21 protein-coding genes are annotated in these 26,064 nt (G+C 72.5%); 18 read left to right on the top strand and 3 right to left on the bottom strand.

The window, feature by feature from the left end; all coding sequences use genetic code 11:
• Positions 1 to 77 precede the first annotated feature (77 nt).
• Positions 78 to 1,115 carry an Rv2578c family radical SAM protein gene (locus ACFY5B_RS10880; protein ID WP_389967597.1) on the bottom strand — a complete coding sequence of 346 codons (1,038 nt, stop codon included), beginning with the start codon at positions 1,113 to 1,115 and terminating at the stop codon, positions 78 to 80.
• Between the two features lie 170 nt (positions 1,116 to 1,285).
• Between ACFY5B_RS10880 and ACFY5B_RS10875 the strand changes: the two genes are divergently transcribed.
• From ACFY5B_RS10875 to ACFY5B_RS10805, 15 genes are all read left to right on the top strand, one after another.
• On the top strand, positions 1,286 to 1,729 hold the full coding sequence (locus ACFY5B_RS10875; RefSeq protein ID WP_389967595.1) for an SRPBCC family protein: 444 nt from the start codon (positions 1,286 to 1,288) through the stop codon (positions 1,727 to 1,729).
• 168 nt (positions 1,730 to 1,897) lie between these two features.
• The gene (locus tag ACFY5B_RS10870; protein WP_389967593.1) at positions 1,898 to 4,288 is read left to right on the top strand and encodes an MFS transporter; all 2,391 of its coding nucleotides are present in this window, start codon (positions 1,898 to 1,900) and stop codon (positions 4,286 to 4,288) included.
• Positions 4,289 to 4,452: 164 nt separating this feature from the next.
• Positions 4,453 to 6,873, top strand: coding sequence for a SpoIIE family protein phosphatase (locus tag ACFY5B_RS10865; RefSeq protein ID WP_389967591.1), 2,421 nt, complete (start codon positions 4,453 to 4,455; stop codon positions 6,871 to 6,873).
• Between the two features lie 123 nt (positions 6,874 to 6,996).
• Positions 6,997 to 7,743, top strand: coding sequence for a class I SAM-dependent methyltransferase (locus tag ACFY5B_RS10860; RefSeq protein WP_389967589.1), 747 nt, complete (start codon positions 6,997 to 6,999; stop codon positions 7,741 to 7,743).
• A 146-nt stretch (positions 7,744 to 7,889) separates the two neighbouring features.
• Positions 7,890 to 8,240, top strand: a complete 351-nt coding sequence (locus tag ACFY5B_RS10855) for a response regulator transcription factor (RefSeq protein WP_389967587.1) — start codon at positions 7,890 to 7,892, stop codon at positions 8,238 to 8,240.
• Between the two features lie 40 nt (positions 8,241 to 8,280).
• Positions 8,281 to 8,592 carry a hypothetical protein gene (locus ACFY5B_RS10850; protein WP_389967585.1) on the top strand — a complete coding sequence of 104 codons (312 nt, stop codon included), beginning with the start codon at positions 8,281 to 8,283 and terminating at the stop codon, positions 8,590 to 8,592.
• Positions 8,593 to 8,713: 121 nt separating this feature from the next.
• Positions 8,714 to 9,388, top strand: coding sequence for an ABC transporter ATP-binding protein (locus ACFY5B_RS10845; RefSeq protein ID WP_389967583.1), 675 nt, complete (start codon positions 8,714 to 8,716; stop codon positions 9,386 to 9,388).
• On the top strand, positions 9,385 to 11,967 hold the full coding sequence (locus ACFY5B_RS10840; protein WP_389967581.1) for an FtsX-like permease family protein: 2,583 nt from the start codon (positions 9,385 to 9,387) through the stop codon (positions 11,965 to 11,967). The genes ACFY5B_RS10845 and ACFY5B_RS10840 overlap by 4 nt, the downstream gene beginning before the upstream one ends.
• A gap of 271 nt (positions 11,968 to 12,238) precedes the next feature.
• Positions 12,239 to 13,330 (top strand): SGNH/GDSL hydrolase family protein, encoded by a 1,092-nt coding sequence (locus ACFY5B_RS10835; RefSeq protein ID WP_389967579.1) that lies wholly within the window; start codon positions 12,239 to 12,241, stop codon positions 13,328 to 13,330.
• Between the two features lie 74 nt (positions 13,331 to 13,404).
• A complete protein-coding gene (locus ACFY5B_RS10830) occupies positions 13,405 to 14,238 on the top strand; it encodes a M55 family metallopeptidase (RefSeq protein WP_389967577.1) in 834 nt (277 codons plus the stop codon).
• Entirely contained in the window at positions 14,231 to 15,544 is a 1,314-nt protein-coding gene (locus tag ACFY5B_RS10825; RefSeq protein WP_389967575.1) for a M20/M25/M40 family metallo-hydrolase, read from the top strand. Before ACFY5B_RS10830 ends, ACFY5B_RS10825 begins: the two co-directional genes overlap by 8 nt.
• A gap of 4 nt (positions 15,545 to 15,548) precedes the next feature.
• Entirely contained in the window at positions 15,549 to 17,513 is a 1,965-nt protein-coding gene (locus ACFY5B_RS10820) for a prolyl oligopeptidase family serine peptidase (RefSeq protein ID WP_389967573.1), read from the top strand.
• Positions 17,510 to 18,442 carry an LD-carboxypeptidase gene (locus tag ACFY5B_RS10815; RefSeq protein WP_389967571.1) on the top strand — a complete coding sequence of 311 codons (933 nt, stop codon included), beginning with the start codon at positions 17,510 to 17,512 and terminating at the stop codon, positions 18,440 to 18,442. The genes ACFY5B_RS10820 and ACFY5B_RS10815 overlap by 4 nt, the downstream gene beginning before the upstream one ends.
• Before the next feature lie 72 nt (positions 18,443 to 18,514).
• Positions 18,515 to 20,359, top strand: coding sequence for a CocE/NonD family hydrolase (locus ACFY5B_RS10810; protein WP_389967569.1), 1,845 nt, complete (start codon positions 18,515 to 18,517; stop codon positions 20,357 to 20,359).
• A 45-nt stretch (positions 20,360 to 20,404) separates the two neighbouring features.
• Positions 20,405 to 20,989, top strand: coding sequence for a GNAT family N-acetyltransferase (locus ACFY5B_RS10805; protein WP_389967568.1), 585 nt, complete (start codon positions 20,405 to 20,407; stop codon positions 20,987 to 20,989).
• On the opposite strand, the gene ACFY5B_RS10800 is transcribed toward ACFY5B_RS10805, so the two are convergent.
• Positions 20,980 to 21,327, bottom strand: coding sequence for a VOC family protein (locus ACFY5B_RS10800; protein WP_389967567.1), 348 nt, complete (start codon positions 21,325 to 21,327; stop codon positions 20,980 to 20,982). The genes ACFY5B_RS10805 and ACFY5B_RS10800 overlap by 10 nt on opposite strands.
• A gap of 48 nt (positions 21,328 to 21,375) precedes the next feature.
• Between ACFY5B_RS10800 and ACFY5B_RS10795 the strand changes: the two genes are divergently transcribed.
• Both ACFY5B_RS10795 and ACFY5B_RS10790 read left to right on the top strand, forming a co-directional pair.
• Positions 21,376 to 21,855, top strand: a complete 480-nt coding sequence (locus ACFY5B_RS10795) for a phage holin family protein (protein ID WP_389967565.1) — start codon at positions 21,376 to 21,378, stop codon at positions 21,853 to 21,855.
• A 6-nt stretch (positions 21,856 to 21,861) separates the two neighbouring features.
• Positions 21,862 to 22,893, top strand: a complete 1,032-nt coding sequence (locus ACFY5B_RS10790) for an SDR family oxidoreductase (RefSeq protein ID WP_389967563.1) — start codon at positions 21,862 to 21,864, stop codon at positions 22,891 to 22,893.
• 145 nt (positions 22,894 to 23,038) lie between these two features.
• On the opposite strand, the gene ACFY5B_RS10785 is transcribed toward ACFY5B_RS10790, so the two are convergent.
• Positions 23,039 to 24,001 carry an LLM class F420-dependent oxidoreductase gene (locus ACFY5B_RS10785; protein WP_344465885.1) on the bottom strand — a complete coding sequence of 321 codons (963 nt, stop codon included), beginning with the start codon at positions 23,999 to 24,001 and terminating at the stop codon, positions 23,039 to 23,041.
• Between the two features lie 171 nt (positions 24,002 to 24,172).
• Here ACFY5B_RS10785 and ACFY5B_RS10780 point away from each other — a divergent pair.
• On the top strand, positions 24,173 to 26,064 hold a 1,892-nt coding region (locus tag ACFY5B_RS10780), incomplete at its 3' end, for an FAD-dependent oxidoreductase (RefSeq protein WP_389967560.1).

The following is a 26,064-nucleotide window of genomic DNA, read 5'->3' as shown; positions in this document are numbered from 1 at the left end:
TCCCGGCACACGGCGCTGGAAGAACGTGTTCCGTCAAGACTTGACCCGATTGGGTCGCGGGATGCGCTCGAATGCTCCTAGAGGAGCGACAGTTGGGTCGGCTCGGAGGAGGGGGGCTCGGCCGGTTCGGGCGGCCGGATCCGGCGCGGTATGTCCGCGCGCGTGGGACCGATGCCGTACTCCTCGGCCAGTTCGTGCACCTGACGGGTGATCCGCCGCTGGTACCACTTCGGGGCGTAGGAGCCCTCCGCGTACATCCGCTCGTAACGGGCCACCAGGTGCGGATGGTGCTGCCCCAGCCAGGCCATGAACCACTCGCGGGCGCCGGGCCGCAGATGCAGCACCAGGGGCGTCACGGACGTGGCGCCGGAGGCCGCGATCGCCCGTACCGTCGCGCGCAGTTGGGCGGGGCTGTCGCTCAGGAACGGGATCACCGGAGCCATCAGCACTCCGCAGCCGATGCCGTGCTCGGCCAGGGTGCGCACCACGTCGAGGCGCCGCTCGGGCGCCGGCGTGCCCGGTTCGACGGTGCGCCAGAGCTCCTCCTCGGTGAAACCGACCGAGACGGAGATGCCGACGTCGGTGACCTGTGCCGCCTGCTCGATCAGCTCCAGGTCGCGCAGGATGAGCGTGCCCTTGGTCAGGATCGAGAAGGGGTTCGCGTGGTCGCGCAGCGCCGAGATGATGCCCGGCATCAGCCGGTAGCGGCCCTCGGCGCGCTGGTAGCAGTCGACGTTGGTGCCCATCGCGATGTGCTCGCCCTGCCAGCGGCGCGAGCCGAGCTGCCGGCGCAGCAGCTCCGGCGCGTTGGTCTTGACGACGATCTGGCTGTCGAAGCCGAGGCCCGTGTCGAGGTCCAGGTAGCTGTGCGTCTTGCGCGCGAAGCAGTACACGCACGCGTGTGAGCAGCCCCGATACGGATTGACCGTCCACTGGAACGACATCCGTGAGACCGCCGGCACCCGGTTGATGATCGAGCGGGCCCGGATCTCGTGGAACGTGATTCCTCGGAACTCCGGAATGTCGAACGTGCGGGTCGTGACCGCGTCCGCGCCGAACAGCGCGGCATCGGCCCGGCTGTGTTCGGAGTCCGATGTGAGGTTCTCCCAGCGCATGACGCCTCCTCGGTAGCACTGACCACAGAATAGAACACATGTTCCCTTGATCGTGCGAGGGTGTTTTCCGAACGTGTTCGACCGGGTTGCGCCACCCCGATTTGGGGCGCCGGGCGGCGGGGTGGTTGGCTTGCCCCGACCCCCGAGCAACCAGGTCCTGGAGGAAAGCGATGGCGCAGGTCGAGGCCACTACGGAGCGGATCGTCGCGGCGGACGCGGAGACGGTGTTCGACGCCCTCGCCGACTACAGCGGCACGCGCGCGAAGCTGCTGCCCGAGCAGTTCAGCGAGTACGAGGTCCGGGAGGGCGGCGACGGCGAGGGCACCCTCGTCCACTGGAGGCTCCAGGCCACCAGCAAGCGGGTGCGCGACTGCCTCCTGGAGGTCAGCGAACCCACCGACGGCGAACTGGTCGAGAAGGACCGCAACTCCTCCATGGTCACCACCTGGCGGGTCACCCCGGCCGGCGAGGGCAAGTCCCGGGTCGTGGTGACCACCACCTGGACCGGCGCCGGCGGCATCGGCGGCTTCTTCGAGAAGACCTTCGCCCCCAAGGGTCTCGGCCGGATCTACGACGCGATGCTCACCAAGCTCGCCGCCGAGGTCGAGAAGTAGCCCTCCCAAGGAGCGGACATCCAAGGGGTTTTGCCGCCCCTCGCCGTGCCCCTCACCGGTTCGAGTGATCTCCCTACGGCCCGCTCCTGTGCCGTAACTCGTCGCGCTTGCTCGTAGTTGTCGCTTTTACGCGGGAATTGCGCGGCAGCGCGACGAGGGGAGCGGTGAGTGGGCGGGATCACTCTGGCGCAGGACGAACCGGCGGTGGCGCCTCCCGACACCCCCGTGCCGCCGCCGGATCAGGACAGCGGACCCAGCCCGCGGCGGGTGCGGCTGATCTTCTTCGCTCTCATGCCGGCCCTGCTCCTGGCCGCCCTGGAGCAGATGATCGTCGCCACCGCGCTCCCGAAGATCGTCGGTGAACTGCATGGCCTGGACCGGATGTCCTGGGCGATCACCGCCTACCTGCTCACCGCCACCGTCGGCCTGCCGATCTACGGCAAGCTCGGTGATCTCCTCGGCCGCAAGGGCGTCTTCCAGTTCGCGATCGTCGTCTTCGTCGCCGGCTCCGCGCTCGCGGGCCGGGCGCAGACCATGGACCAGCTGATCGCCTTCCGTGCCCTGCAGGGCGTCGGCGCGGGCGGCCTCATGATCGGCGTCCAGGCGATCATCGCGGACATCGTGCCGTCCAGGCGGCGCGGCCGCTACATGGGCCTGATCGGCGCCGCCTTCGGCCTCGCCTCCGTGGCCGGGCCGCTGCTCGGCGGCTACTTCACCGACCACCTCTCCTGGCGCTGGTGCTTCTACGTCAACGTCCCCTTCGGCCTGATCACCCTCGCCGTCGTCGCCGTCACGCTGAAGCTCCCCAAGCCGGCCACCAGGGCACGTCTCGACGTCCTCGGCGCGCTGCTGCTGACCGCGGCCTCCACCTGCCTGGTCCTGCTGACCAGTTGGGGCGGCACCGAGTACGCCTGGGACTCGCGGATGATCCTCGGGCTAGCGGCCGGAGCGGCGGCGGCGACGGTCCTCTTCCTGGTCACCGAGCACTTCGCCGTCGAACCCCTCATCCCGCTGCGGCTGTTCAGGGACTCCGTCTTCAACGTCACCGGCCTGGTCGGCATGGTGATCGGGGCGGGCCTGTTCGGCGCCGCCAGCTACCTGCCGACGTACCTGCAGATGGTCGACGGGGCGACCGCCACCGAGTCGGGCCTGCTCATGCTGCCGATGATGGCCGGCATCGTCGGCGCCTCGGTCGTCGTCGGGCAGCTCATCAGCCACACCGGCCGCTACAAGGCCTACCCGATCCTCGGCGGTGCCCTCTCCGTCGTCGGCATGGGGCTGCTGTCGCGCCTGGAGGTCGGCACACCCCGGCTGCACTACAGCATCTGGATGGCCGTCCTCGGCGCGGGCATCGGCATGGTGATGCCGGTGCTGATCCTCGCCGTGCAGAACTCCGTGCGCCCCGCCGACCTCGGCACCGCCACCAGCGCCAACAACTACTTCCGTCAGATCGGCGGCAGCGTCGGAGCCGCCGTCTTCGGCACCCTCCTCGCCGACCGGCTCGCCGACGCCCTCGCCGAGCGTCTTCCCGCGCGCGCAGGCACCGCGCTCCCGGACCTCGAGTCCCTCACCCCGCAGCTCGTGCACGCGCTGCCCCCGGCCCTGCGCGACGACTACATCCGGGCGTATGCCGACGCCATGCCGCGGATCTTCCTCTACCTGGTGCCGGTGCTCGTCCTCGGACTGGTCATCGCCCTCTTCCTCAAGGAGAAACCCCTGGTGTCCCACAACGCCTCCGTCACCGACCCGGGCACGGCGCCGGGGAACGCCCCGGTCCCGCAGGCCCGCGCCGCCTACGCCGCCGGTGTGCCCGTGTGCGGCTCGGTGCAGCACCACGACGGCACCGTCGTACCCCGTGCGGCGCTCACGCTCATCGACGTCACCGGGCAGCAGACCGGGCGCGGCGCGACCGGCGAGGACGGGCGCTACGCGCTGGCCACCCCGGGACCGGGCTCGTACGTGCTGATCGCCGCGGCCGGCGGCCACCAGCCACAGGCGGTCACCGTGACCGTCGGCGAGCGTCCCGTCGAGCTCGACATCGTCCTCGGCGGCGCCGGCAACCTGGTCGGCACGGTGGTCACCGCCGACGGCACGCCCGTACGGGACGCCACCGTCACCCTCACCAACGTGCACGGCGAGGTCGTGGCCACCACCCGCAGCGGCCGGGAGGGCGGCTACGTCATCACCGAGCTGGTCGCCGGTGAGTACACCCTCGCCGCCAGTGCGCCCGCCTTCCGCCCCGCCGCGCTCCCCGTCACCGTCCAGGCCGCCCGCGAGACCCGCCGGGACATCGAGCTGGCGGGCGGCGCCGTGCTGCGCGGCACCGTCAGGGCGGGCGGCGGCCGGCCCGTCGAGGACGCGCGCGTGACGCTGCTCGACGTGGCGGGCAACGTCGTCGACACCCTCACCACCGGCGCCGACGGCACGTTCCGCTTCGTCGACCTGTCCTCCGGCGAGTACACGGTCGTCGCGGCCGGCTACCCGCCCGTAGCCACCGTGCTCCAGGTCGCCGGAGGAGGCCGTACCGAGCGGGACCTCCAGCTGAGCCACGAGGACTGAGCGAGCACCGGCCGGGGACCGGACGGCACCGGCGCGCGGGGCCGTACGCCGGTGCGAGCCCCGCGCGGGCAATTCCCGCATTGCCTCACATGGCCGGTGGCGGTCGCCGTACGGTGGTGACGCCGGCACAGATCTTGCGTCCGTGGGGAGAGAGGGCCTGGACCATGGACCGTGGCATCGACAGGGCTGAGCAGGGTGCGGGGACGGAACCCGCCGAGCCCGGCCGCGTGCCCCTGGCCGTCGTCGTGGTCGACCGCGACGGCCTCGTCTCCCACTGGAGCCGCGGAGCGCGGCGCCTGTTCGGCGTCCCCAAGGAAGAGGCGATCGGACGCATCGCCCTCGACCTGCTCCCCGTCTCCGGCGCCCTGCCCGAGGAGCAGGACCCCCTCGGATACGCGGCCGGTGACGGCCTCGGTCCCGGTCTCGAACACTCCCTGGACGGCGGCCTCTCCTACCCCACGGCGGGCCGCGCCCGGCTCACCGCGTCCGGGGACGGCCGTGCCGACGTCCTGTGGTGGGCCTACCCGCTGGTGGGGCCCGGGCCCGAGCGGCTGCTCGTGCTGGCCGCCGACGCGGACGGGCCGGGCGCCGGCGACGGGGCGTTCGATCGGATCGCGCCCGGCTTCGCGCCGCACACCGACTTTCCCGGGGCGGAGGAGCTCGCCCGCCGGCTCCCCGAGATCCTGCCCAGCATGAGCGTCGGCGAGAGCGCCCGGATCGTCGCGCAGGTCCTCGACCTCGGCTATCCCATCCTGGAGTTCAGCCAGAACGACCGGGTGCCCGTCACCCCCGACTGGGGTGTGGCCCGGCGCGCCGAGCGCAAGGCGCGCCGGGAACGAGCCGCGCGGGCGCTGGCCGCCGGTGAACCCGTGCCGGAGGAACTGCGGGACGAGGGCGAGGACCTCGAACACGCCGCCGTCCGTGAGCGCCTCGAGTTCCTCAACGAGGTCAGCGGACGCATCGGCACCTCCCTCGACCTGTCCCGCACGATCATCGAGGTCAGCCAGGCCGTGGTGCCCCGCTTCACCGACGTCGCCGGGACGTACCTGCGCGAACAGGTCGTCGCGGGCGAGGAGTTCGCGGACGGCGCGCCCGACACGACCACGATATGGCACCGGGTCGCCGTCGAGCACACCGACGAACCCGGCCGCTGGGACGACGTCGTCCCCGTCGGCGAGGCCATGCCGTTCCCGGCGCACACGCCGTTCTTCCAGTGCATGACCAGCGGCGAACCCGTTCTCGTGCCGCGCATCAGCGCGGAGATGGGCCACGCCATCGCCGCGCAGTTCGAGAAGCGCGACATCCGGCCCCTCATCACCGGCCGCTCGATGCTGGTCGTGCCGCTGAAGGCCCGCAACGTCGTGCTCGGCTTCATGATCCTGCTGCGGCACCCGGAGCGGCCCGTCTTCAACGACATGGACCGGGTCACCGGAGCCGAACTCGCCGCCCGCGCGGGCCTGGTGCTCGACAACGCGCGTATGTACACCTTCCAGGAGAACGTCGCCGAGACGCTCCAGGACAGCATGCTTCCGCACATCCCGTCCCGCATGGCCGGCTGCGACATCGCCACCCGCTATCTGCCGGGCACGCTGCTCGGGCGGGTGGGCGGCGACTGGTTCGACGCGGTCAAACTGCACGGCGGACGCACGGCGTTCGTCGTCGGCGACGTCATGGGCCACGGACTGAACTCGGCGGCGATGATGGGCCAGTTGCGCACGGCCGTGCAGACCATGGCCGGGCTCGACCTGCCGCCCGCCCAGCTGCTGCGCAACCTCGACGACCTCGCCCAGCGCCTCGGCGACAGTTACCTGGCGACCTGCCTCTACGCCGTCTACGACCCGATCGCGAGCGAGCTCCACCTCGCCAACGCCGGGCACATCCCGCCCGTCCTGGTCCGGGCCGCCGACGGCCGCAGCGAACTGCTGGACCTGCCCACGGGCGCGCCGATCGGCGTCGGGGGAGTGCCCTTCGAGGCGGTACGCGTGCGTGTGGAGCCGGGCGACCGGCTGGTCATGTGCACCGACGGGCTGGTCGAGGTGCGCGGCGAGGACATCGGAGTGGGCCTCGCGACGCTCTGCGAGTCGGCCGCGCACCCGGCCGCGTCCATGGACGACGCCTGCGACACCATCATCCGGGCGCTCAACACACGGGGTGGCCGCAAGGACGACGTGGCCCTGCTGATGGCCCGCCTGGGCGGCATCGAGCCGGACGACGTGGCCGAATGGCGCCTCGCCCTCGACCCGGCCGAGGTGGGCCGGGCCCGCGCGGCGGTGCGCGAGCAACTGCACGAGTGGGGCCTGGCGAAGCTCGCCGCACCGGCCGAGCTGATGGCCGGCGAACTCGTGACCAACGCCGTCCGGCACTCCCACGCCCGCCCCGTCGCACTGCGGCTGGTCCGCGGCGACACCCTGCTGTGCGAGGTGGACGACGACGACCACGAGCTGCCGACGCTGCTGCACGCGGGCCCGCTCGACGAGGCCGGGCGCGGTCTGCGCGTCGTCAGCACGCTGTCCCGCGAGTGGGGGACCAGCCGGACCAAGGCCGGCAAGACGGTCTGGTTCGAGCTGACGCTGCCACGCCGCTGAAACACCACCGGCCGCACGCGAAGTGCCGCTGCGCGTGCGTGTTCTTGTGGCCGCGGCCCGGGCGCGGTACACCGTACTCGCCCGTCGCAGGGCGGGATCCGTTCGCACCCCGGGGAGTGGGCCATGAGCGTGACGCGTAGGTACCGGGAAGCCTGGGAGGGGTTCTGGCGCGAGGCGTCCACCGAACCCGGGGCGGTGTTCTGGGACGCGGAACCGGTCCTGACGGTGGGCCCGCACCTCGCCCTGTTCGAACCGTACCTGGCCGATCCCGCGCTGCCGCTCGTGGACCTCGGCTGTGGCAACGGCACGCAGACCCGCTACCTCGCCGACCGCTTCCCGCACGTCCTGGGCGTGGACCTGTCCGACGCGGCCCTCGACCACGCCCGGCGGGCCGACCCGGCGGGGCAGGCGGCCTACCGGCAGCTGGACGCCGCCGCGAAGGAGGAGACACAGGCGCTGCACGCGGAGCTCGGCGACACCAACGTCTACCTGCGGGGCGTCCTGCACCAGTGCGAGCCCGACGACCGGCAGTCCCTCGTCGACGGGATCGCCACACTGGTCGGCGATCGTGGCCGCGCCTGTCTCGTGGAGCTTTCGAGCGCCGCCAAGCCGGTCCTGGCGGGCCTGGCGGGCGGCCCCGACGGTCCGCCGCCCAAGCTCGCGCCCGTGTTCCGGCACGGCATCGCGCCCGGAGAGGTGCCGGACGAGGCCGTGCCCGAGTATCTGCGCTCAGCCGGTCTGACCGTGCTGGCGAGTGGTCAACTGCCCTTGACGACCACGGAGTACCGCCCCGACGGCACGCGCATCGAGCTGCCGTCCCGGTGGGTGGTGGCAGGGCGCTCCGCAACGGTGCGGCAGCCTCCCCAGTAGATCATTTAATGGTCAACCACCTATTTCAAGCTGCTTTTGTGGCTGATTTCCGCGCCCGTTGCGCACCCTGTGTATCAGACATTCCCGGATGGCTAAGATGCCCCCGCCCAGGCGCGACATGCGCTGTGCCATACACCTGAGGATCAATGGATCGGGGGAATTGTATGGGTCCGGATCAAGGGAGTGACAGATCGCGGTTCCATGAACTGACCAGGCGTGAGCTCGAAGTTCTGTCCCTGCTGACCACAGGCGACTCGAACCGGCGCCTCGCCCACCGGCTCGGCATCGCGGAGCGCACGGTGAAGGCCCACCTCACGAGCCTGATGCGCAAGCTCGGCGTCGAATCCCGGGTGGAGGCGGCCCTTCTAGCACAGAGATCCCAGAAAGCGCTATCGGACCTTGGGGCAACACCCGAAGGTCCGATAGGCGAACGCGGTGCGAGTTGCAAAAGTGACGCATGGCGGTCGGAAAGCCCGACCGGAAAAACCGGTCCGTAGTTCGAGAAGTATCGGACAGCGGATCTTTAGGGGGTAATCGATGAAGCGTCTTCTGGCGTCTCTCGCCGTGGGGGCCGCGCTCGCCGGTGGCGTGACGGCCGCCACGGTGCTGCCCGCCCAGGCGGGCACGGTGTCCTGCAGCAACCAGGGCCACAGTTCCTCCAACGGCGGCAACGCATGGGCCAACGGCTGTTCGCACAGCGGCGCCCACGACGTCCGTCTCTACGGCGAGTGCGAGCTCTCGCCGTTCGCCGTGTACTCGCCCTACCTGGGCGGGTCCTTCTCGGGAGGCCGCTTCACCACCTCGAGTTGCACCTGGGGTGTGGACGAGTCGGGCTTCCAGCACCGCTGACCGGTGTGAAACGGCGGTGAAGCACGACTGACGGCTGCCGGGCTGGAGCAAGCAGCCCGGCAGCCTTCAGCCAGTTTCGCAGCCATCGTCGAGTACGAACGAATGGGGTACGCAGGTGTTGGTGTTGGACGGTGTCACCCGGCGCTACCGTAGCGGCGAGATCGAGGTCCAGGCGGTACGCGGGGTGAGTCTGACCGCCCGCGAGGGCACCCTCACCGCGGTCATGGGACCCAGTGGATGCGGCAAGTCGACCCTGCTCACCATGGCGGGCGGACTGCAGTCCCCGGACTCGGGTGCGGTCACGGTCGCCGGGGTGCGCATCGACGGCCTCACCGAGGCGGAGCTCTACCAGCACAGACGCCGGCACATCGGATACGTGTTCCAGGACTACAACCTGGTCCGCATCCTCAGCGTCGCGGAGAACGTGGCCCTGCCCGCCGAGCTCGACGGGATGTCCCGCCGCAAGGCCCGCGCACAGGCCCGCGAGGCGCTGGCCTCCGTGGGCATGGACGCCTACGCCGACCGCTACCCCGACTCGCTGTCCGGCGGGCAGCAGCAGCGTGTGGCACTGGCCCGCGCGTTCTCGGGCGGCCGCGGGCTGATCCTCGCGGACGAGCCGACCGGAGCACTGGACAGCGACAGTGCCGGCCAGGTCCTCGACAGCCTCCAGACGCTCGTGCGGTCCGGGGCGACCTGCGTGATCGTCACCCACGACGAGGCGGTCGCGGCCCGCGCCGACCGAGTGGTCCGGATGCGCGACGGTCTCGTCGGGGACGACACCGGAGCTGCCGCGTGAGCGCACGCAGAATCGCCTTCCGGATCGCGCTGCGGCGGGTACGCCGCGACCACAGACGGACCCTCGCTCTCACCGCGGCGCTGCTGGTTCCGCTGACCCTGGCCGTCGCGCTGGTCACCCTGCGGGCGACGAGTGAGATGCCCGAGGACGAACGCGTCGGCACCCTCATCGGCCAGTCGCAGGGCGTACTGCGCAACCTCGACTTCGTCGCGGAGCGGGGGGCCGAACGCGCCCTGACCGAAGGGCCGCAGGCGCTGGCGGACGCCGTCGGGCAGGGCATCGAGGTGGTCCCCGAGGTGGACGGGCCGCTGGCCGTCTCCTCGGACGGCCTCCAGGTCGACTCCTTCGGCTACGGCCTCGAACTCGACCGGCCCGTCCACCGCGGCCGGTTCGTGCTGACCGAGGGCCGGGCGCCGCGCGCGTCGAACGAGGTCGCGCTCTCGCCGAGCGTGGCGGAACGTCTCGGGGTGCGCCCCGGTGACCGGGTGGAGCTCGGCGAGAGCGGCGCGACGGCCGAGGTCAGCGGCATCGCCGCGCTTCCCACCGACACCCTGCGCAAGTTCGTGGTGGCCCTCCCGGCCGTCGTCGCCGGGGAGGCACCGGCCCTGCCGAAACCCGGGCACGGCAGCTCCATGGCGGCCACGCAGGACGGAACCGTCGTGGTGTGGCACACCCCGGACGCTCTCGCCCCCGGAGCGCAGAAGGCCATGGCCGGCCAGGGCTGGCGTCTCGAACCCCGCTCCGCCGCCTTCGACGTGGCCCGCGACGCGCCCGACTCCCTGCTGCCCGAGGAGTCGGAGGCCGCCTGGGTCATCGGCCTCGCCGTCCTGGTGCTCGGCGAACTGGGCCTGGTGATGGGGGCGGTTTACGCGATCGTCGTACGCAGCAACCGGCGGGAACTCGCCCTGCTGGCCGCGGCCGGGGCCGGACCGAAAACCAGGCGCTCGGTCATCACGCACCAGGGCGTTCTGGTGGGGCTCCTCGCGACGGGTCTCGCCCTCGTGGCCGGTGTGGCCGGTGCGTGGCTGCTGAAGCCCTGGGCGGCGGAGCGCAACGGTGAACTCTGGGGCGCACTGCGGCTGGACGCCTGGCCGACCGCGGTCCTGGCACTGCTCGGAGTCCTCACCCCGGCCATCGCGGCCCGGGTCGCGGCACGCGGAGTCGGCGGCGACGTGGTCGCGGCCCTGCGGGACCAGGCCGACTTCGCGGAGCGCGCCCCGCGCCGCGGGCAGGTGGCCCTGGGCGCCCTGCTGACCTGCGGTCTGCTGCTGGCAGTCGCCGGCGCGTCGCTCGAAGCCCCGTTCACCGTCATGATCGGGGCGCTCGGCCTGGTCATCGGCACGGGCCTCCTCGCGCGGCGGCTGCTGCCGTCCAGCGGCGGCCGGGCCGACGGCCTGCGGCTGATGCAGCGCATCGGCGCCCGGCTGCTGGCGCGTTCCGCGTCCCGCTCCGCGACCATGGGCACGGTGGTGGCCAGTCTGACGGTACTGACCGGCCTCGTGCTGGCGGCCATGGGAGGGCTCACCGCGGAGGTCGGCAAATCGTACGAGCCGGCCTCTCCGCACGGATCGGCCTTCACCTACGCCACGAAGGTGCCGGGCCCCGCCACCGTCGCCGCCATGGAAGAGGCCCTCGGGGGCGAGCGCCTGACGGTCATGGGCATCGCCAGCCCGCCGGCCCCGCGGGGCGCGGCCCCGGACGGCAGCGCATGGTCCTACTGGGGCGAGTTCCAGGCCGCCTCGCCCCTGCCCGACCGGCCTTCCGCCGTCATGGTGATCCGTGAGGCCGACCTGTCCACGGTGCTCGGCAGGAAGGCCACCGCCCGGGAACGCGGAGCCCTGGCCGCCGGCGGGGCCGTCGTCCTGGACGAGCGCCTCGCGCCGGGCGGCAGGCTGACCGTGACCGCGCCGAAGGGCCCCGTCCTGGACACGGGCCGTACGGAGCTGGACACCAAGACCCTCGACGCGGTCGCCGCCCAGCGGCGCTCGGAGTACCGCACTCTGCCCGTCATCTACGTCGGTGCCGCCGGCCTCAAGGCGCTCGGCGGTGTCGAACAGCCCAACTCCGTCTACTTCTACCTGCCCGCCCCGGACGGCTCGATCTCGCCGGAACAGGAGGACAGGGCGCGCGGAGCACTCGCCTCGGACATCGGCAGCGGCTACTTCACGCTGGAGGTGGAGCGAGGCCCTGTCGCCGCCGAGGTGCTGAGGGCCACGACCCTCGGCAGTGCGGTCGTGCTGATGCTCGTGGCCGCCACGCTGGCCTTCCTCACCGTGGGCCTCGCCACTCAGGAGATGCGGCCGGACCTCTCGGCGCTGGCCGCGGCGGGTGCCGACCGGCGCTTCCGGTCCCGGCTCACCGGCGTGTACGCCGGCCAGGTGACGCTCCTCGGAGTGGTGATGGGGGTCGTGGTGACCGCACTGGCCACGCCCGCTCTGCTGCTCTCCCTGGACGTCGGCTGGTCGCTGTGGCCGTGGCTGGGGCTCGCGGCCGCCTCGGCGGGAGCCGTGGCGGCAGCGGTGGCGGCGGGCTGCCTCGGGGGCTCCCGGGTGACGACACTGCTGCGGTCGGCGCAGTAGGCCCACGTCCGCGGCGGGCGCCCGGCCGGGCGCCCGCCGCGGACGTGGGCGGCCGTCGCGATCACGCCTCGGCGAGGAATCGGCGAGGAGGCAGCCGAGGGGATGCCTCTCCGTCTTCTGTCAGCCGATGCGTGGGGTTCGGGGTACGCAGACGAGGCGTGGGGGTTCGGGATACGCAGAGACGTGGTCTGGTGGGCGCAGAATTGTCAATGTACGGTCAATCTGCCCCGTCCATGCACCTGCCTCGCCCCCACGGAGGACAGTCATGCCGATGCCCTGGTTACGGATGCTGGTCGCGTCAGCGGTGTCGACGGTGCTGGTCGGCACGTCTGCCGTCACGACCGCCGCCGCCCCGGACCCCCGCGCGGTACGCGACAGCGTGCACACCGCCGGGCGCGTCAAGGCTGCCGGGGACGTGCTCCAGTACAGCTGGCCCGGCGTCTACTTCGAGGGCCGGGTCCGGGGCACCGGCGTGGGCGTCGTGCTCGACGACCCGGCCGCCGACTACGACGTCCAGGTCGACGGGGTCACCGTCGCGACCCTCGTCACGCCGGGGAGGACCACCCACTGGGTCAGGGGCCTGCGCGAGGGCGTGCACACCGTCCGGCTCGTCAAGCGCAACGACACCCCGTGGAGCACCAGCGCCTTCGGCGGCTTCGTCGCCGCACCCGGCGGCGCCGTCCTGGCCCGGCCGGCCGCGCGCAGCCGCCAGATCGAGTTCATCGGCGACTCCCTCACGGCCGGCTACGGAAACCTCTCCGCCTCACGCGACTGCGACGGCGAGCAGCTCAAGCGCTCCACCAACGCCGACGTGAGCTACGGCGCCCTCACCGCCCGGAAGCTGCGCGCCGACTACCAGATCAACGCGTACTCGGGCCAGGGCATGGTGCGCAACTACAACGGCGGCTCCCCGGAGGTGAACTACCGCACCTTCTACGACCGTGCGCTGCTGAACGTGCCGGGCGACGTCTGGCAGAACCCGGGCACCTGGCGACCGCGGCTGGTGGTGGTCCACCTCGGCACGAACGACTTCTCGACGCCGGTCAACCCGGGCGAGCCCTGGACGGACGAGAGCCTCGCCGCCGCCTACCGCAGCGCCTACAGCGGCTTCCTCGCCAAGCTGCGCAAGCGCTACGGCTCCGAGACCACCATCCTGGCCGCGGGCACGGGCCCCTTCGCCGGCCATGTCGAACACGTCGTCCAGGAGCGCACCGCCGCCGGCGACCGCGGGGTCCGCTACTGGCCCCTCAACACCACCGGCCTGGACCACACCGGCTGCCACTGGCACTACTCGGCCCGCGACCACCGGCTGCTGGCCGACCGCCTCACCGCGTTCCTCGCCGACCTGCCGATCCGTTGGTGACCACCTCGTAGCCGGTTGCGCGCCCAGCGCGTAACGTGACGAACCATGAACATCTCCGCCCTGGACGGCACGTCATGAGAATCCTCATCAGCGCCGACATGGAGGGCGCCACCGGAGTCACCTGGCCCGACGACGTGATGCCGGGCGCCTCACAGTGGGAGCGCTGCCGCTCGCTGTTCACCTCCGACGTCAACGCCGCCGTACAGGGCTTCCACGACGGCGGCGCCGACGAGGTGATCATCAACGAGGCCCACTCCACCATGCGCAACCTGCTGCTGGAGCAGCTCGACGACCGCGCCCGGATGCTCACCGGCCGGCACAAGGCGCTGTCCATGGTGGAGGGCGTGCAGCACGGCGACGTCGACGGCATCGCGTTCGTCGGCTACCACGCGGGCGCCGGCATGGAGGGCGTCCTCGCCCACACCTACCTCGCCAACTCCATCACCGGCGTGTGGCTCAACGACGTCCGGGCGAGCGAGGGGCTGCTCAACGCCCATGTCGTCGCCGAGTACGGGGTGCCGGTCGTGCTGGTCACGGGGGACGACATCGCCTGCGAGGACGCGCTCGGCTACGCGCCCGAGGCGCTGAAGGTCGCGGTCAAGGACCACGTGTCGCGCTACGCGGCGGTGTGCCGCACACCCGCCCGCACCGCGGCCGACATCCGCGCGGCGGCCAAGGAGGCGGCCGCGCTGGCGGTGCGTCACGAACCCGTGCGGGGCGGCCCGTTCACCGTGGCCGTGGAGTTCGACGCGGAGCACCTGGCGATGGCCGCCACCGTCGTCCCGGGGGTGGAGCGGATCGCGGAGCGCAAGGTGGCCTACACGAGCGGGACCATGTACGAGGGCATCCGCGCCTTCAAGGCGGTCACCACGATCGTCTCGGCCGCGGTGGAGGAGCAGTATGGCTGAGCAGGTGGACGGGACCGCGCTGGACGAGGTCGTGACGTTCACGTCCGACCTCATCCGGATCGACACCACCAACCGGGGCGGGGGCGACTGCCGGGAACGGCCCGCCGCCGAGTACGCGGCCGCACGGCTCGCCGACGCCGGCTTCGAACCGACCCTGCTGGAGCGCACCGAGGGCCGGACCAACGTCGTCGCCCGCATCGAGGGCACCGACCCGTCGGCCGACGCCCTGCTGCTCCACGGCCATCTGGACGTCGTGCCCGCGGCGGCCGTCGACTGGAGCGTGCACCCGTTCTCCGGGGAGATCCGCGACGGGGTCGTCTGGGGGCGAGGCGCCGTCGACATGAAGAACATGGACGCGATGATCCTGGCTGTCGTGCGCGGCTGGGCACGGCGGGGTTTCCGGCCCCGCCGGGACGTCATCGTCGCGTTCACCGCCGACGAGGAGGCCAGCGCCGAGGACGGCTCGGCGTTCCTCGCCGACGCACACCCCGAACTGTTCGAGGGCTGCACCGAAGGCGTCAGCGAGTCGGGCGCCTTCACCTTCCACGACGGCGGCGGACTGCAGATCTACCCGATCGCCGCCGGGGAACGCGGCACCGCCTGGCTGAAGCTCACCGCCCGCGGACGCGCCGGGCACGGCTCCAAGGTCAACCGGGACAACGCCGTGACCCGCCTCGCGGGCGCCATCACGCGGATCGGCGCGCACGAATGGCCGCTGCGGCTGACCCCGACCGTACGCGCCGCCCTCACCGAACTCGCCGCGCTCTACGGCATCGAGACCGACCTCACCGACGTGGACGCACTGCTGGAGAAGCTCGGCCCGGCCGCCGCCCTCGTCGAGCCGACCCTCCGCAACAGCGCCAACCCGACCATGCTGGACGCCGGCTACAAGATCAACGTCATCCCCGGGGAGGCCGTGGCCCACGTGGACGGCCGGTACATGCCCGGCGGCGAGGAGGAGTTCCGCAGCACCCTCGACCGGCTCACCGGGCCGGACGTGGACTGGGAGTTCCACCACCGGGAGGTCGCCCTGGAGTCGCCGGTGGACTCCGCGACGTTCGCGCGGATGCGGGCCGCCGTCGAGGAGTTCGCACCCGAGGGCCACGTCGTGCCGTTCTGCATGTCCGGCGGCACCGACGCCAAGCAGTTCTCCCGCCTCGGCATCACCGGCTACGGCTTCACCCCGCTGAAACTGCCGGACGGCTACGACTACGCGGCCATGTTCCACGGGGTCGACGAGCGGGTACCGGTCGAGGCGCTGCACTTCGGTGTCCGCGTACTCGACCGGTTCCTGCGGACGGCCTAGGAGAGTGGGGGAGACGGTGCGGACGCTGGCCTACGGGGCGTGGCCCTCGCCCATCGACGCGGCCCTGACCGCCGCGCACGACGGGCACCCGGAGTACGTGGGCTTCGTCGGTGACGAGGTGTGGTGGACCGAGCCGCGCCCCGCCGAGGGGGGCCGGCGCACCCTGGTGCGACGGCACGCCGACGGCCGGGAGGAGCCGCTGCTGCCCGCGCCGTGGAACGTGCGCAGCCGGGTCATCGAGTACGGCGGGCATCCGTGGGCAGCGCTCGACCGTGACACCGGACCGCTGGTGGTGTTCGTGAACTTCGCCGACCAGCGGCTCTACCGCTGCGAGCCGGGCGGTGAACCACGCCCGCTCACCCCTGTGTCCCCCGTGGGCGGGGGACTGCGCTGGGCCGAGCCGCTGCCGGTGCCCTCACGGGGTGAGGTGTGGTGCGTGCTGGAGGAGTTCACGGGCGACGGACCCACCGATGTGCGCCGCGTTCTGGCCGCCGTCCCCCTGGACGGATCCGCCGCCGAGGACCGGGGCGCGGTACGCGAACTCACCGACGGCCGGCACCGGTTCGTGACCGGGCCGAAGCCGTCGCCCGACGGGCGCCGGGCCGCCTGGCTCGCCTGGGACCATCCGCGCATGCCCTGGGACGGCACCGAACTGCTCCTCGCCGACGTCACCCCGGAGGGCACCCTGAGCGGCGCCCGGGTCGTGGCGGGCGGCCCCGGCGAGTCGATCGCCCAGGCCGACTGGACCCACGACGGCCGCCTGCTGCACACGAGCGACCGCACCGGCTGGTGGAACCTCTACCTCGACGGACGGCCGCTGTGCCCGCGCGAGGAGGAGTTCGGCGGCGCGCTGTGGAAGCTGGGTTCGCGATGGTTCACCCCGCTCGACAGCGGGCTGATCGCCGTCGTTCACGGCCGGGGCGCCACAGCCCTAGGCCTGCTGGACCCGGAGACCGGCGAGGTCGTCGACGCCGCCGGGCCGTGGACCGAGTTCGCCCCCACCCTCGCCGCCCACGGCGAACGGGTCGTCGCCGTCGGAGCCAGCCCGCGCAGCGCCTACGAGGTCGTCGAGCTGGACGCCCGCACCGGCCGGGCCCGGGTCGTCGGCGCCGAGCACGACGACGCCGTCGATCCCGCGTACTACCCCGAACCGCAGATCCGCACCTTCACCGGCCCGGACGGGCGCGACATCCACGCCCACATCTACCCGCCGCACCACCCCGGCTGTGTCGCGCCCGGTGACGAACTGCCGCCCTACGTGGTCTGGGCGCACGGCGGGCCCACCGGCCGGGCCCCGCTCGTGCTCGACCTGGAGATCGCCTACTTCACCTCGCGCGGCATCGGCGTCGCCGAGGTGAACTACGGCGGCTCCACGGGATACGGCCGCGCGTACCGGGAGCGGCTGCGCGAGCAGTGGGGGGTGGTGGACGTCGAGGACTGCGCCGCCGTCGCCCTGGCCCTCGCCCACGAGGGCACCGCCGACCGTGGCCGGCTCGCCGTCCGGGGCGGCAGCGCGGGCGGCTGGACCGCGGCCGCCTCGCTCACCACGACCGACGTCTACGCCTGCGGCACCATCAAGTACCCCATCCTGGACCTGGCCGGCTGGGGCACGGGCGAGACCCACGACTTCGAGTCGCGGTACCTGGAGGGCCTGATCGGGCCGCTCGCCGAGGTGCCCGCCCGGTACGCGGAACGCTCGCCCGCCGCCCACGCCGACCGCCTCGCCGTGCCGTTCCTGCTGCTCCAGGGCCTGGATGACGTGATCTGCCCGCCCGTCCAGTGCGAGCGGTTCCTGGCCCGCCTGGAGGGCCGGAGGGTGCCGCACGCGTATCTCGCCTTCGAGGGGGAGGGGCACGGCTTCCGGAAGGCGGAGACCATGGTGCGCGCCCTGGAGGCCGAACTCTCCCTCTACGCCCAGGTGTTCCGCCTGGAACCGCCCGGCGTCCCCACTCTGGAGCTCAGCAAGTGAACCAGCTCGTCCGACCGCCCCGGCTCGCCCCCGGCGCCCGCGTCGCCGTCGTCGCGCCCAGCGGGCCCGTACCCGAGGAACGCCTCCAGGCCGGGCTCGACATCCTGCGCGGCTGGGACCTCGACCCCGTGGTGGCACCCCATGTGCTGGACCGGCAACGGGAGCTGGACTACCTCGCCGGCACGGACGAGCAGCGCGCCGCCGACCTCCAAGGCGCCTGGTGCGATCCGTCCGTGGCGGCCGTGCTGTGCGCCCGCGGCGGATACGGGGCGCAGCGCATGGTCGACCTGCTCGACTGGGAGGCGATGCGGGCGGCGGGCCCGAAGGTCTTCGCCGGATTCAGTGACATCACCGTCCTGCACCAGGCGTTCGCCACCCGTCTGGGCCTGGTCACCCTGTACGGGCCCGCGGCCGCCGGCGTCGACTTCCTCAAGAACGCCCGGGCCCAGGACCATCTGCGGGCCACCCTCTTCGAGCCGGAGTCCGTACGGACCGTCACGGCCGTCCCGCCGGGCGGTACGGCGCTGATACCGGGCCGCGCCAGGGGCATCACCCTCGGAGGCTGTCTCAGCCTGCTCGCGAGCGACCTCGGCACCCCGCACGCCCACCCCGGGGCGCGGGACGGGCTGGTGCTGATGGAGGACGTCGGCGAGAGCCCGTACCGCCTGGACCGGTACCTGACCCAACTCCTGCGCACGGGCTGGCTCGACGGGGCCGCCGGCATCGTCCTCGGTTCCTGGGCGGGGTGCGGACCGTACGGGGAGGTGCGCGCGGTCATCGCCGACCGGCTCGGTGGTCTGGGTGTCCCGGTCGTGGAGGAGTTCGGGTTCGGGCACGGCGTGGGCGCGCTGACCATGCCCCTCGGGGTAAGGGCCGAACTGGACGCCGGGTCGGGCACATTGACACTGGAGGAACCGGCCCTCAGCTGACGGCAGTCGTTCCTGAAATTCCGTCAAGAACCCTCGTTTCGGTGATTGACGGCTTCTGACACGTGTCACACCATGACAATCGGCCGGTACCTACTGGTCGGTATCCGGGTTGCCCTCACCGTGGAGGTCCGAGTGTCCCGACGCGTGCCCAGAACCCGCGCACCCCTCGCTCTCGCTCTGGGCGCCGCCCTGGCCGTGCCCCTCGCCCTCACCCCGCCGTCGGCCGCGGCCGACGCCTACACCGTCACGCCGCTGAAGTTCACGGTGCGGGCGGGCGGCCGCGCCTGCACGATCGACGCCGACCTGTACCGTCCAGCGGGCGTGGACCGCGGCCACCCGGCGCCCGCCGTGCTCGGCACGAACGGCTTCGGCGGCAGCAAGACCGACGGCTCGACGGACGCCATCGGCAAGGCCTTCGCCCAGCGCGGCTACGTCTCGCTCGTCTACTCCGGGCTCGGATTCGGCCGCAGCGGGTGCCTCATCTCCCTCGACGACCCGCACATCGACGGCGCCGCCGCCTCGCGGCTGGTCGACTTCCTCGGCGGCACCCGCGCCGCCGACGACGGCACCACCGCCGACTTCGTCACCCGTGACGCACCCGGCGACCCACGCGTCGGCATGATCGGCGGCTCCTACGGCGGCGCCGTCCAGCTCGCGACGGCCGCCGTCGATCACCGCCTCGACGCGCTCGTCCCGATGATCACCTGGAACGACCTGGCGTACGCGCTCGCTCCCAACAACGCCGTCGGCAGCGGGGACGTCCCCGGAGCCTTCAAATGGCAGTGGACGAACGGCTTCTACCTCATCGGCGAGGGCCAGCCGCTGCTCCAGCCCGCTCTGGACCCCTCCCGCATCAACTCCCTGGCCTGCCTGCACTTCGTCACCGAGGCCTGCCGTACCGTCCACACCCTCAACTCCGGGAGCTACCCGGCCGACCGGACCGCCGAGCTGCTCGCCTTCGCGCGCCGCGTCTCCCCGGTGTCCTACCTCGACCGTGTCGGCACGCCGACCCTGCTGGTCCAGGGGCAGGCCGACACCCTGTTCAACCTCAACGAGGCGACGTCGACGTACCGGACGCTCAAGGCCCGGGGCACACCCGTCAAGATGATCTGGCAGTCCTGGGGTCACAGCGGAGGGCCCACCGACCCGGCCGCCGCCGGAGAACTCGACCTGTCCAAGGGCAACCTGGAGACCAGCTACGTCGGCCGGCGCGTCCTCGCCTGGTTCGACCGGCACCTGCGCAAACGGCCCCACGTCGACACGGGACCGGCGTTCGCCTACCACCGCGACTGGGTCACCGACCCGGACCGCGCCTACGCCACCGCCGAACACCTCCCGGCCCTCAGCCGCACGCTGTACCTCTCCGGCGACGGCAAGCTCGTCGACGACCGCCGCAAGGTGGCCCGCGGCATCCGCGGCTACACCAACCATCTGATCCCCACGAGCCATTCGGAGAGCTCGCTCGCCGGGCTCATCGGGCTGCCGGACTCACCGCCGAGCGACACCGAAGGAACCCACCTCGACTGGACGACCGCGCCGCTGGAACGCCCTCTCGACGTCGTCGGCGCCCCCCGGGCCACGCTCAAGGTCGTCTCCCCGAAGGCCCAGCGCACCCAGAACAGCTCCGACGCGGCCGACAAGCTGGTGCTGTTCGCCAAGCTCTACGACGTCGCCCCCGACGGCACCCGCACCCTGGTGCGCCGATTGATCGCACCGGTACGCGTCCCGGACGTCACCCGCAGCTTCACCGTCACCCTGCCCGCCATCGTGCACCGGTACGAGGCAGGGCACCGGCTGAGGTTCGTGATCGCCGCGAGCGACGACGCGTACTTCGGCAACCGGGGCATCAAGCCGGTGACCGTGATCGACGGGCCGCGCGACACCGGCGTGCTGCGGCTGCCGGTCACCGGCCCCTGACGCCCCGACTGGGGAACACACCGGCAGCGCCGTTACTGTGGCGGGGTGCCGCACCACGCATCCCGCCACCTCGCCGAAGGTCCCCGGGTGGGCCTGCGCCACTTCACCTACGAGGACGGCGCCGAGTTCACCGCCCGCGCCCGGGAGAGCAAGGAACTGCACCACCCGTGGCTCTTCCCGCCCACCACGGCACAGGCGTACACCGCCTACGCGGGCCGGCTGATCGAGGATCCGTCCAAGGCGGGCTTCCTGGTCTGCGAGAAGAAAGACGGGGCCATCGGCGGCTTCATCAACATCAACAACATCGTCGAGGGCGGCTTCCAGTCCGGGGCGCTGGGCTACGGCGCCTTCGCGCACGCCGCCGGGCGGGGGCTGATGCGCGAAGGGCTGGACCTCGTCGTCCGGTACGCCTTCGGCCCGATGCGGCTGCACCGGCTGGAGATCAACGTCCAGCCGGGGAACGCCGCGTCGATCGCCCTGGCCCGTGGTTGCGGGTTCCGTCTGGAGGGCTTCTCGCCGAAGATGCTCTTCGTCGACGGGGCCTGGCGTGACCACGAGCGCTGGGCGATCACCACCGAGATGATCACCGGGCCGGGACGGCGCTCAGGCCCCGGCGGCGCTCACGCGTGACGGTCCACGTACTCGTAGATCGATCCGTCCGGATGCAGGGCGATCAGGTTGCGGCCCGCCGGTGAGGCGATCGGGCCCGCGACGATGTGAGCACCCACTTCGGTCAGCACCTTGTGGGTCTCGTCCAGGTCCGTCACGGCGATCGTGGCGGCGACCTTGCGCAGCACCTCCAGCTCGGCCGGGGGACCGCTCATCAGCAGGAAGCAGCCGATCGCAGCCACCTGGACACCTCCCCGCTCGAAGCGCTGGGCTCTGCCGCCCGCCAGTCGCTCGTAGAAGGGGATCGCGGTCTCGAGGTCGTCGACGCAGACGCGCAGTGTGGCACCCAGAATCTCCATGCAGCCGAGCCTAGTTACGCGCAGGGGGCCGAGGGTACCCGGCCGGGCATGAAGCCGTTGGATCACCTGGAGCATCTGGACAAGCACCTCGTGGACGAGCTGGCACAGGTGGCGCGCGAGACGGTACGGGAGGAGCTGCGCGAGCAGACGCGCAAGCAGCGCCGCAAGGCCGCTCTGTACGCGGCGTCCGGCGCGCTCGCCCTGTACGCGGGCGCGGCCCTCGCCCTCGCCGTGGGGCTGGCCCTCGCCCTCGGCCTGCCCGACTGGGCCGCCGCGCTGATCACCGCCGTGATCCTGGGCGCCCTGGCCTACGTGCTGCGCGGCATGGCACGGCCGTCCGGTCCGGGCGCGGGGCACGCGGCCGACCCGGCGCCGGGCCGGGACGGCGCCCGCCGGACCGCGGCCCAGGCGGTCGGCGGTATGCCCTGTCCGCCGGTGCCGTCGGCCCCGCCCGGCGGAACGGCCGCCCCGGGCCCGGTGCCCCCGCGGCCGGCGGGCGCCCCGGACGTACACCACCGCGGGGTGTGATGCCGGGTGCGCACACCAGGAACATCGCACCGGCCCGGCCGTGTGGTGGTGGTGACGGGAGCCAGCGGCGGTGTCGGCCGGGCCACGGTCCGGGCCTTCGCCGCCCGCGGCGACAGGGTCGCCCTGCTCGCCCGCGGACGTGAGGGACTCGCCGCCGCGGCGGACGAGGTGGAACGCGCCGGAGGCGAGGCGCTCGTCGTCCCCGTGGACGTCTCCGACGCCAAGGCCGTCGACGACGCCGCCCAGCAGGTCGTCGACGCGTACGGCCACATCGACGTCTGGGTCAACAACGCCTTCACCGGGGTGTTCGCACCGTTCACCGAGGTCGCCCCGGACGAGTTCCGGCGCGTGACCGAAGTGACCTACCTGGGCTACGTGTTCGGCACCCGGGCCGCTCTGCGCCACATGCTGCCGCGCGACCGCGGCACGATCGTGCAGGTCGGCTCCGCACTCGCCTACCGGGGCATCCCGCTGCAGTCGGCGTACTGCGGGGCCAAGCACGCGATCCAGGGGTTCAACGAGTCGCTGCGCTGCGAGCTGCTGCACGCGCGCAGCGGGGTGCGGACCACGATGGTGCAGCTGCCGGGCCTCAACACCCCGCAATTCGACTGGGTGCTGAACCGGATGCCCGGGCGGGCCCGGCCGGTTGCGCCCGTGTACCAGCCGGAGGTCGCGGCCCGGGCCGTCGTGCACGCGTCGTCGCACGCACGGCGCCGGGAGTACTGGGTGGGCGGCTCCACCGCCGCCACGCTCCTCGCCAACGCGGTGGTCCCCGGGCTGCTCGACCGCTACCTGGCCCGCACCAACGTCGACGCGCAGCAGGAGGACGGCCCGCCCGAGGGGCCCGCGAACCTGTGGTCCCCGGCGGACGGGCCGCACGGGCGGGACTTCGGTGCCCACGGGCGCTTCGACGACGAATCCACGGACGACAGCCCGCAGCAGTGGCTGTCGCGGAACCGGGGGTGGATGGGCGCGGCCCTCACCACGGCCGCCGCCGCCCTGACCGTACGCAAGCTGGCCGGCAAAGCTCGGCGTTAGCCCTTGCACGCCCCCTCGGGCGCCTGCTGCGCCGGGCCGCCTCGGTGTCACCGGATCCGACCCGGCGAGACCTCCAGAAGTCCTGCAGGGGTCCTCCAGAAGTGCAGGGGCGGGGGGCCGCCCCCGGATTTCCCGGGGGCGTGCCTCAGACGGCCTGCTGGAGCTGCGGCAGCACCTTCGTGCGGTAGAAGTCGAAGAAGCCGCGCAGGTCCGGGCCGATCTGGTTCACGTAGATCCGGTCGTAGCCCGCGTCGGCGAACTGCTTCAGCTCCGCCACGTGCTCGTCCACGTCGTCACCGCACACCCGGTTCTCCCGCACCATGTCCTCGGTGACGAGCTGCTGCGCCTGCTCGAAGTGCTTGGGGGAGGGCAGCACCTGCCCCAGCTCACCCGGCAGCTGCTCGTTCGCCCACAGCCGGTGGACGGTCCGGACGGCCTCGTCCTTGTCCGTGTCGTAGCAGACCTTGGTGCCGCCGCTGACCAGCTTTCCGCCGCCTCCGCCCTTGCGGTACTGCTCCACCATCGCCTCGTCCGGCATGACCGAGATGTAGCCGTCGCCGACGCGGGAGGCGAGCTGGGTCGCGGCGGGGCCGAAACCGGAGATGTCGATCGGGATCGGCTCGTCCGGGACGGTGTACAAGCGGGCGTTCTCGACCGTGTAGTGCGGCCCGTGGTGGTTGACCTCCTCGCCGCTGAACAGCCGGCGCATCACCTGGATGGCCTCTTCCAGCATGTCCAGCCGGACGTGCGCCGGGGGCCAGTGGTCGCCCAGGATGTGCTCGTTGAGCGCCTCACCGGAGCCGACGCCGAGCCGGAAGCGGTTGTTCGTCATCACCGCGCTGGTCGCCGCGGCATGTGCCACCACCGCCGGGTGCATACGCACGGTCGGGCAGGTCACCGCCGTCTCGATCGGCAGGGACACCGCCTGGGACAGCGCGCCTATCACCGACCACACGAACGGGCTCTGGCCCTGCTCGTCGTTCCAGGGGTGGTAGTGGTCGGATATCCACAGCGCCTGGAACCCGGCCTGCTCGGCCATCCGCGCCTGCTCGATCAGCTCGGCGGGTCCGTACTGCTCGCACGAGAGGAAGTATCCGTACTCGGGCATGGGGAAGTGCCTCCGCGACGTCGGCGGTCCGTATCCCGCACCGGGTACCCGAGCGAGGGGCCGGAAACCGGCGGCGTGCGGGTGAGCAGGCTCCTTGCCGACGTTTGGGTGCCCAGGCCAGGGGGACGCGGAAGGCTCCCGAGGTACGCAACGCGCCGGAGGCGAGCGACCGTGAGTCGACCCCGCATCCTGATCGTCGGTGCCGGCTTCGCCGGGTACCGCACGGCCCGCACCCTGTCCCGGCTCACCCGGGGCCGGGCCCACATCACCTTGCTCAACCCCACCGACTACTTCCTGTACCTGCCCCTGCTGCCCCAGGTCGCCGCCGGTGTCCTGGAGCCGCGCCGGGTCACGGTCTCCCTCTCGGACTCGCTGCAGGACGTGCGGCTGGTGCTGGGCGAGGCCGACCGGATCGACCTCGACGACCGTACGCTGCACTACACCGGTCCCGAGGGGGAGGGCGGCACCCTCGCGTACGACCGGCTGGTGCTCGCCGCGGGCAGTGTCAACAAACTGCTGCCCATTCCCGGTGTCGCCGAGCACGCGCACGGCTTCCGGGGGCTGCCCGAGGCGCTGTACCTGCGCGACCACGTGACCCGGCAGGTCGAGCTGGCGGCCTCCTCCGACGATCCCGCGACGTGCGCCGCGCGATGCACCTTCGTGGTGGTCGGCGCCGGGTACACCGGCACCGAGGTCGCCGCGCACGGGCAGATGTTCACCGACGCGCAGGTGCGCAAGCATCCGCTGCGGCAGGGCCTGCGGCCGCGCTGGATGCTGCTGGACGTGGCGCCGCGGGTGCTGCCCGAGATGGACGAGAGGCTCTCCGCCACGGCCGACCGGGTGCTGCGGCAGCGGGGCGTCGACGTGCGGATGGGGACCTCGGTGAAGGAGGCCACGCACGACGGGGTCGTGCTGACCGACGGCGAGTCCGTGGCGACCCGGACGCTGGTGTGGTGCGTGGGCGTACGGCCCGACCCGCTGGTCGAGTCCCTCGGGCTGCCCATGGAAAAGGGGCGGCTGCTGGTCGACCCGCACCTGCGGGTGCCCGGGCGGCCGGAGTTGTTCGCGTGCGGTGACGTGGCCGCGGTACCCGATCTGGAGAACCCGGGGAGCTACACGCCGATGACCGCGCAGCACGCCTGGCGGCACGGCAAGATCGCGGCGGAGAACGTCGCCGAGTCGCTCGGCCTCGGCGGTGCGCGCAAGCCCTACCGCCATCGTGACCTGGGCTTCGTCGTCGACCTGGGCGGGGCGAAGGCCGCCGCCAATCCGCTCGGCGTGACCCTGTCCGGCGTACCGGCGGGCGCGGTGACGCGGGGCTACCATCTCGCCGCGATGCCCGGAAACCGCGTCCGGGTCGCGGCCGACTGGCTGCTGGACGCCGTATTGCCGCGCCAGGCCGTGCAGTTGGGGCTCGTACGGTCCTGGTCGGTGCCGCTGGACACCTCGTCGCCCGAGGTGGCCCGGGTGCCGGGCGGGCCCGGGCGGCGGCAGGAGGCGAGCGCCCGGTCCGGGCCGGGGGCGGCGCTCGCGGCGGACACGGACGACGGGGGCACCGGCGTCGGAGCGGCCCGGTACCGGCCCCCCGATGAGCCCGCGAAGGGGCAGCCCGGATCCGGGGCGACGCAGGTACGGCCCGGATCCGGGGCCGCGCAGCCGCGGTCCGAGGCGGAGACGGCGAAGGGCCGCCCGGCCGCGGGCCGCCCCGGCTCGGAGCACGGACAGTTGCGATCCGAGGCGGAGACGGCGAAGGGGCGCCCGGTTGCGGGGGCTGCGGCGGCTGCGCGTGCTGCAGACGAGTCCGCGAAGAATCAGCCGGGTGGCGAGCCGGCCAGGAACCAGCCCGGTGGTGAGCCTGCGAAGAACCAGCCGGGCGGTGAACCGGCCAGGAACCAGCCCGGTGGTGAGCCTGCGAAGAGCCAGCCGGGCGGTGAACCGGCCAGGAACCAGCCCGGTGGTGAGCCTGCGAAGAGCCACCCGGGCGGTGAACCGGCCAGGAACCAGCCCGGTGGTGAGCCTGCGAAGAGCCACCCGGGCGGTGAACCGGCGAAGAGCCAGCCCGG

This window comes from Streptomyces sp. NPDC013187, from assembly GCF_042899705.1.
Classification (GTDB): Bacteria; Actinomycetota; Actinomycetes; order Streptomycetales; family Streptomycetaceae; genus Streptomyces; species Streptomyces hawaiiensis_A.
Note: the sequence above shows the minus strand (reverse complement) of the source record. Positions and strands in the feature narration are given on the sequence as shown.

Coding starts and splice junctions, on each gene's coding strand:
- ACFY5B_RS10795 (WP_389967565.1), top strand. CDS start 21,376: ATGAAGCCGTTGGATCACCTGGAGCATCTGGACAAGCACCTCGTGGAC.
- ACFY5B_RS10850 (WP_389967585.1), top strand. CDS start 8,281: ATGAAGCGTCTTCTGGCGTCTCTCGCCGTGGGGGCCGCGCTCGCCGGT.
- ACFY5B_RS10810 (WP_389967569.1), top strand. CDS start 18,515: ATGACAATCGGCCGGTACCTACTGGTCGGTATCCGGGTTGCCCTCACC.
- ACFY5B_RS10825 (WP_389967575.1), top strand. CDS start 14,231: ATGGCTGAGCAGGTGGACGGGACCGCGCTGGACGAGGTCGTGACGTTC.
- ACFY5B_RS10785 (WP_344465885.1), bottom strand. CDS start 24,001: ATGCCCGAGTACGGATACTTCCTCTCGTGCGAGCAGTACGGACCCGCC.
- ACFY5B_RS10800 (WP_389967567.1), bottom strand. CDS start 21,327: ATGGAGATTCTGGGTGCCACACTGCGCGTCTGCGTCGACGACCTCGAG.
- ACFY5B_RS10835 (WP_389967579.1), top strand. CDS start 12,239: ATGCCCTGGTTACGGATGCTGGTCGCGTCAGCGGTGTCGACGGTGCTG.
- ACFY5B_RS10880 (WP_389967597.1), bottom strand. CDS start 1,115: ATGCGCTGGGAGAACCTCACATCGGACTCCGAACACAGCCGGGCCGAT.
- ACFY5B_RS10860 (WP_389967589.1), top strand. CDS start 6,997: ATGAGCGTGACGCGTAGGTACCGGGAAGCCTGGGAGGGGTTCTGGCGC.
- ACFY5B_RS10875 (WP_389967595.1), top strand. CDS start 1,286: ATGGCGCAGGTCGAGGCCACTACGGAGCGGATCGTCGCGGCGGACGCG.
- ACFY5B_RS10865 (WP_389967591.1), top strand. CDS start 4,453: ATGGACCGTGGCATCGACAGGGCTGAGCAGGGTGCGGGGACGGAACCC.
- ACFY5B_RS10830 (WP_389967577.1), top strand. CDS start 13,405: ATGAGAATCCTCATCAGCGCCGACATGGAGGGCGCCACCGGAGTCACC.
- ACFY5B_RS10855 (WP_389967587.1), top strand. CDS start 7,890: ATGGATCGGGGGAATTGTATGGGTCCGGATCAAGGGAGTGACAGATCG.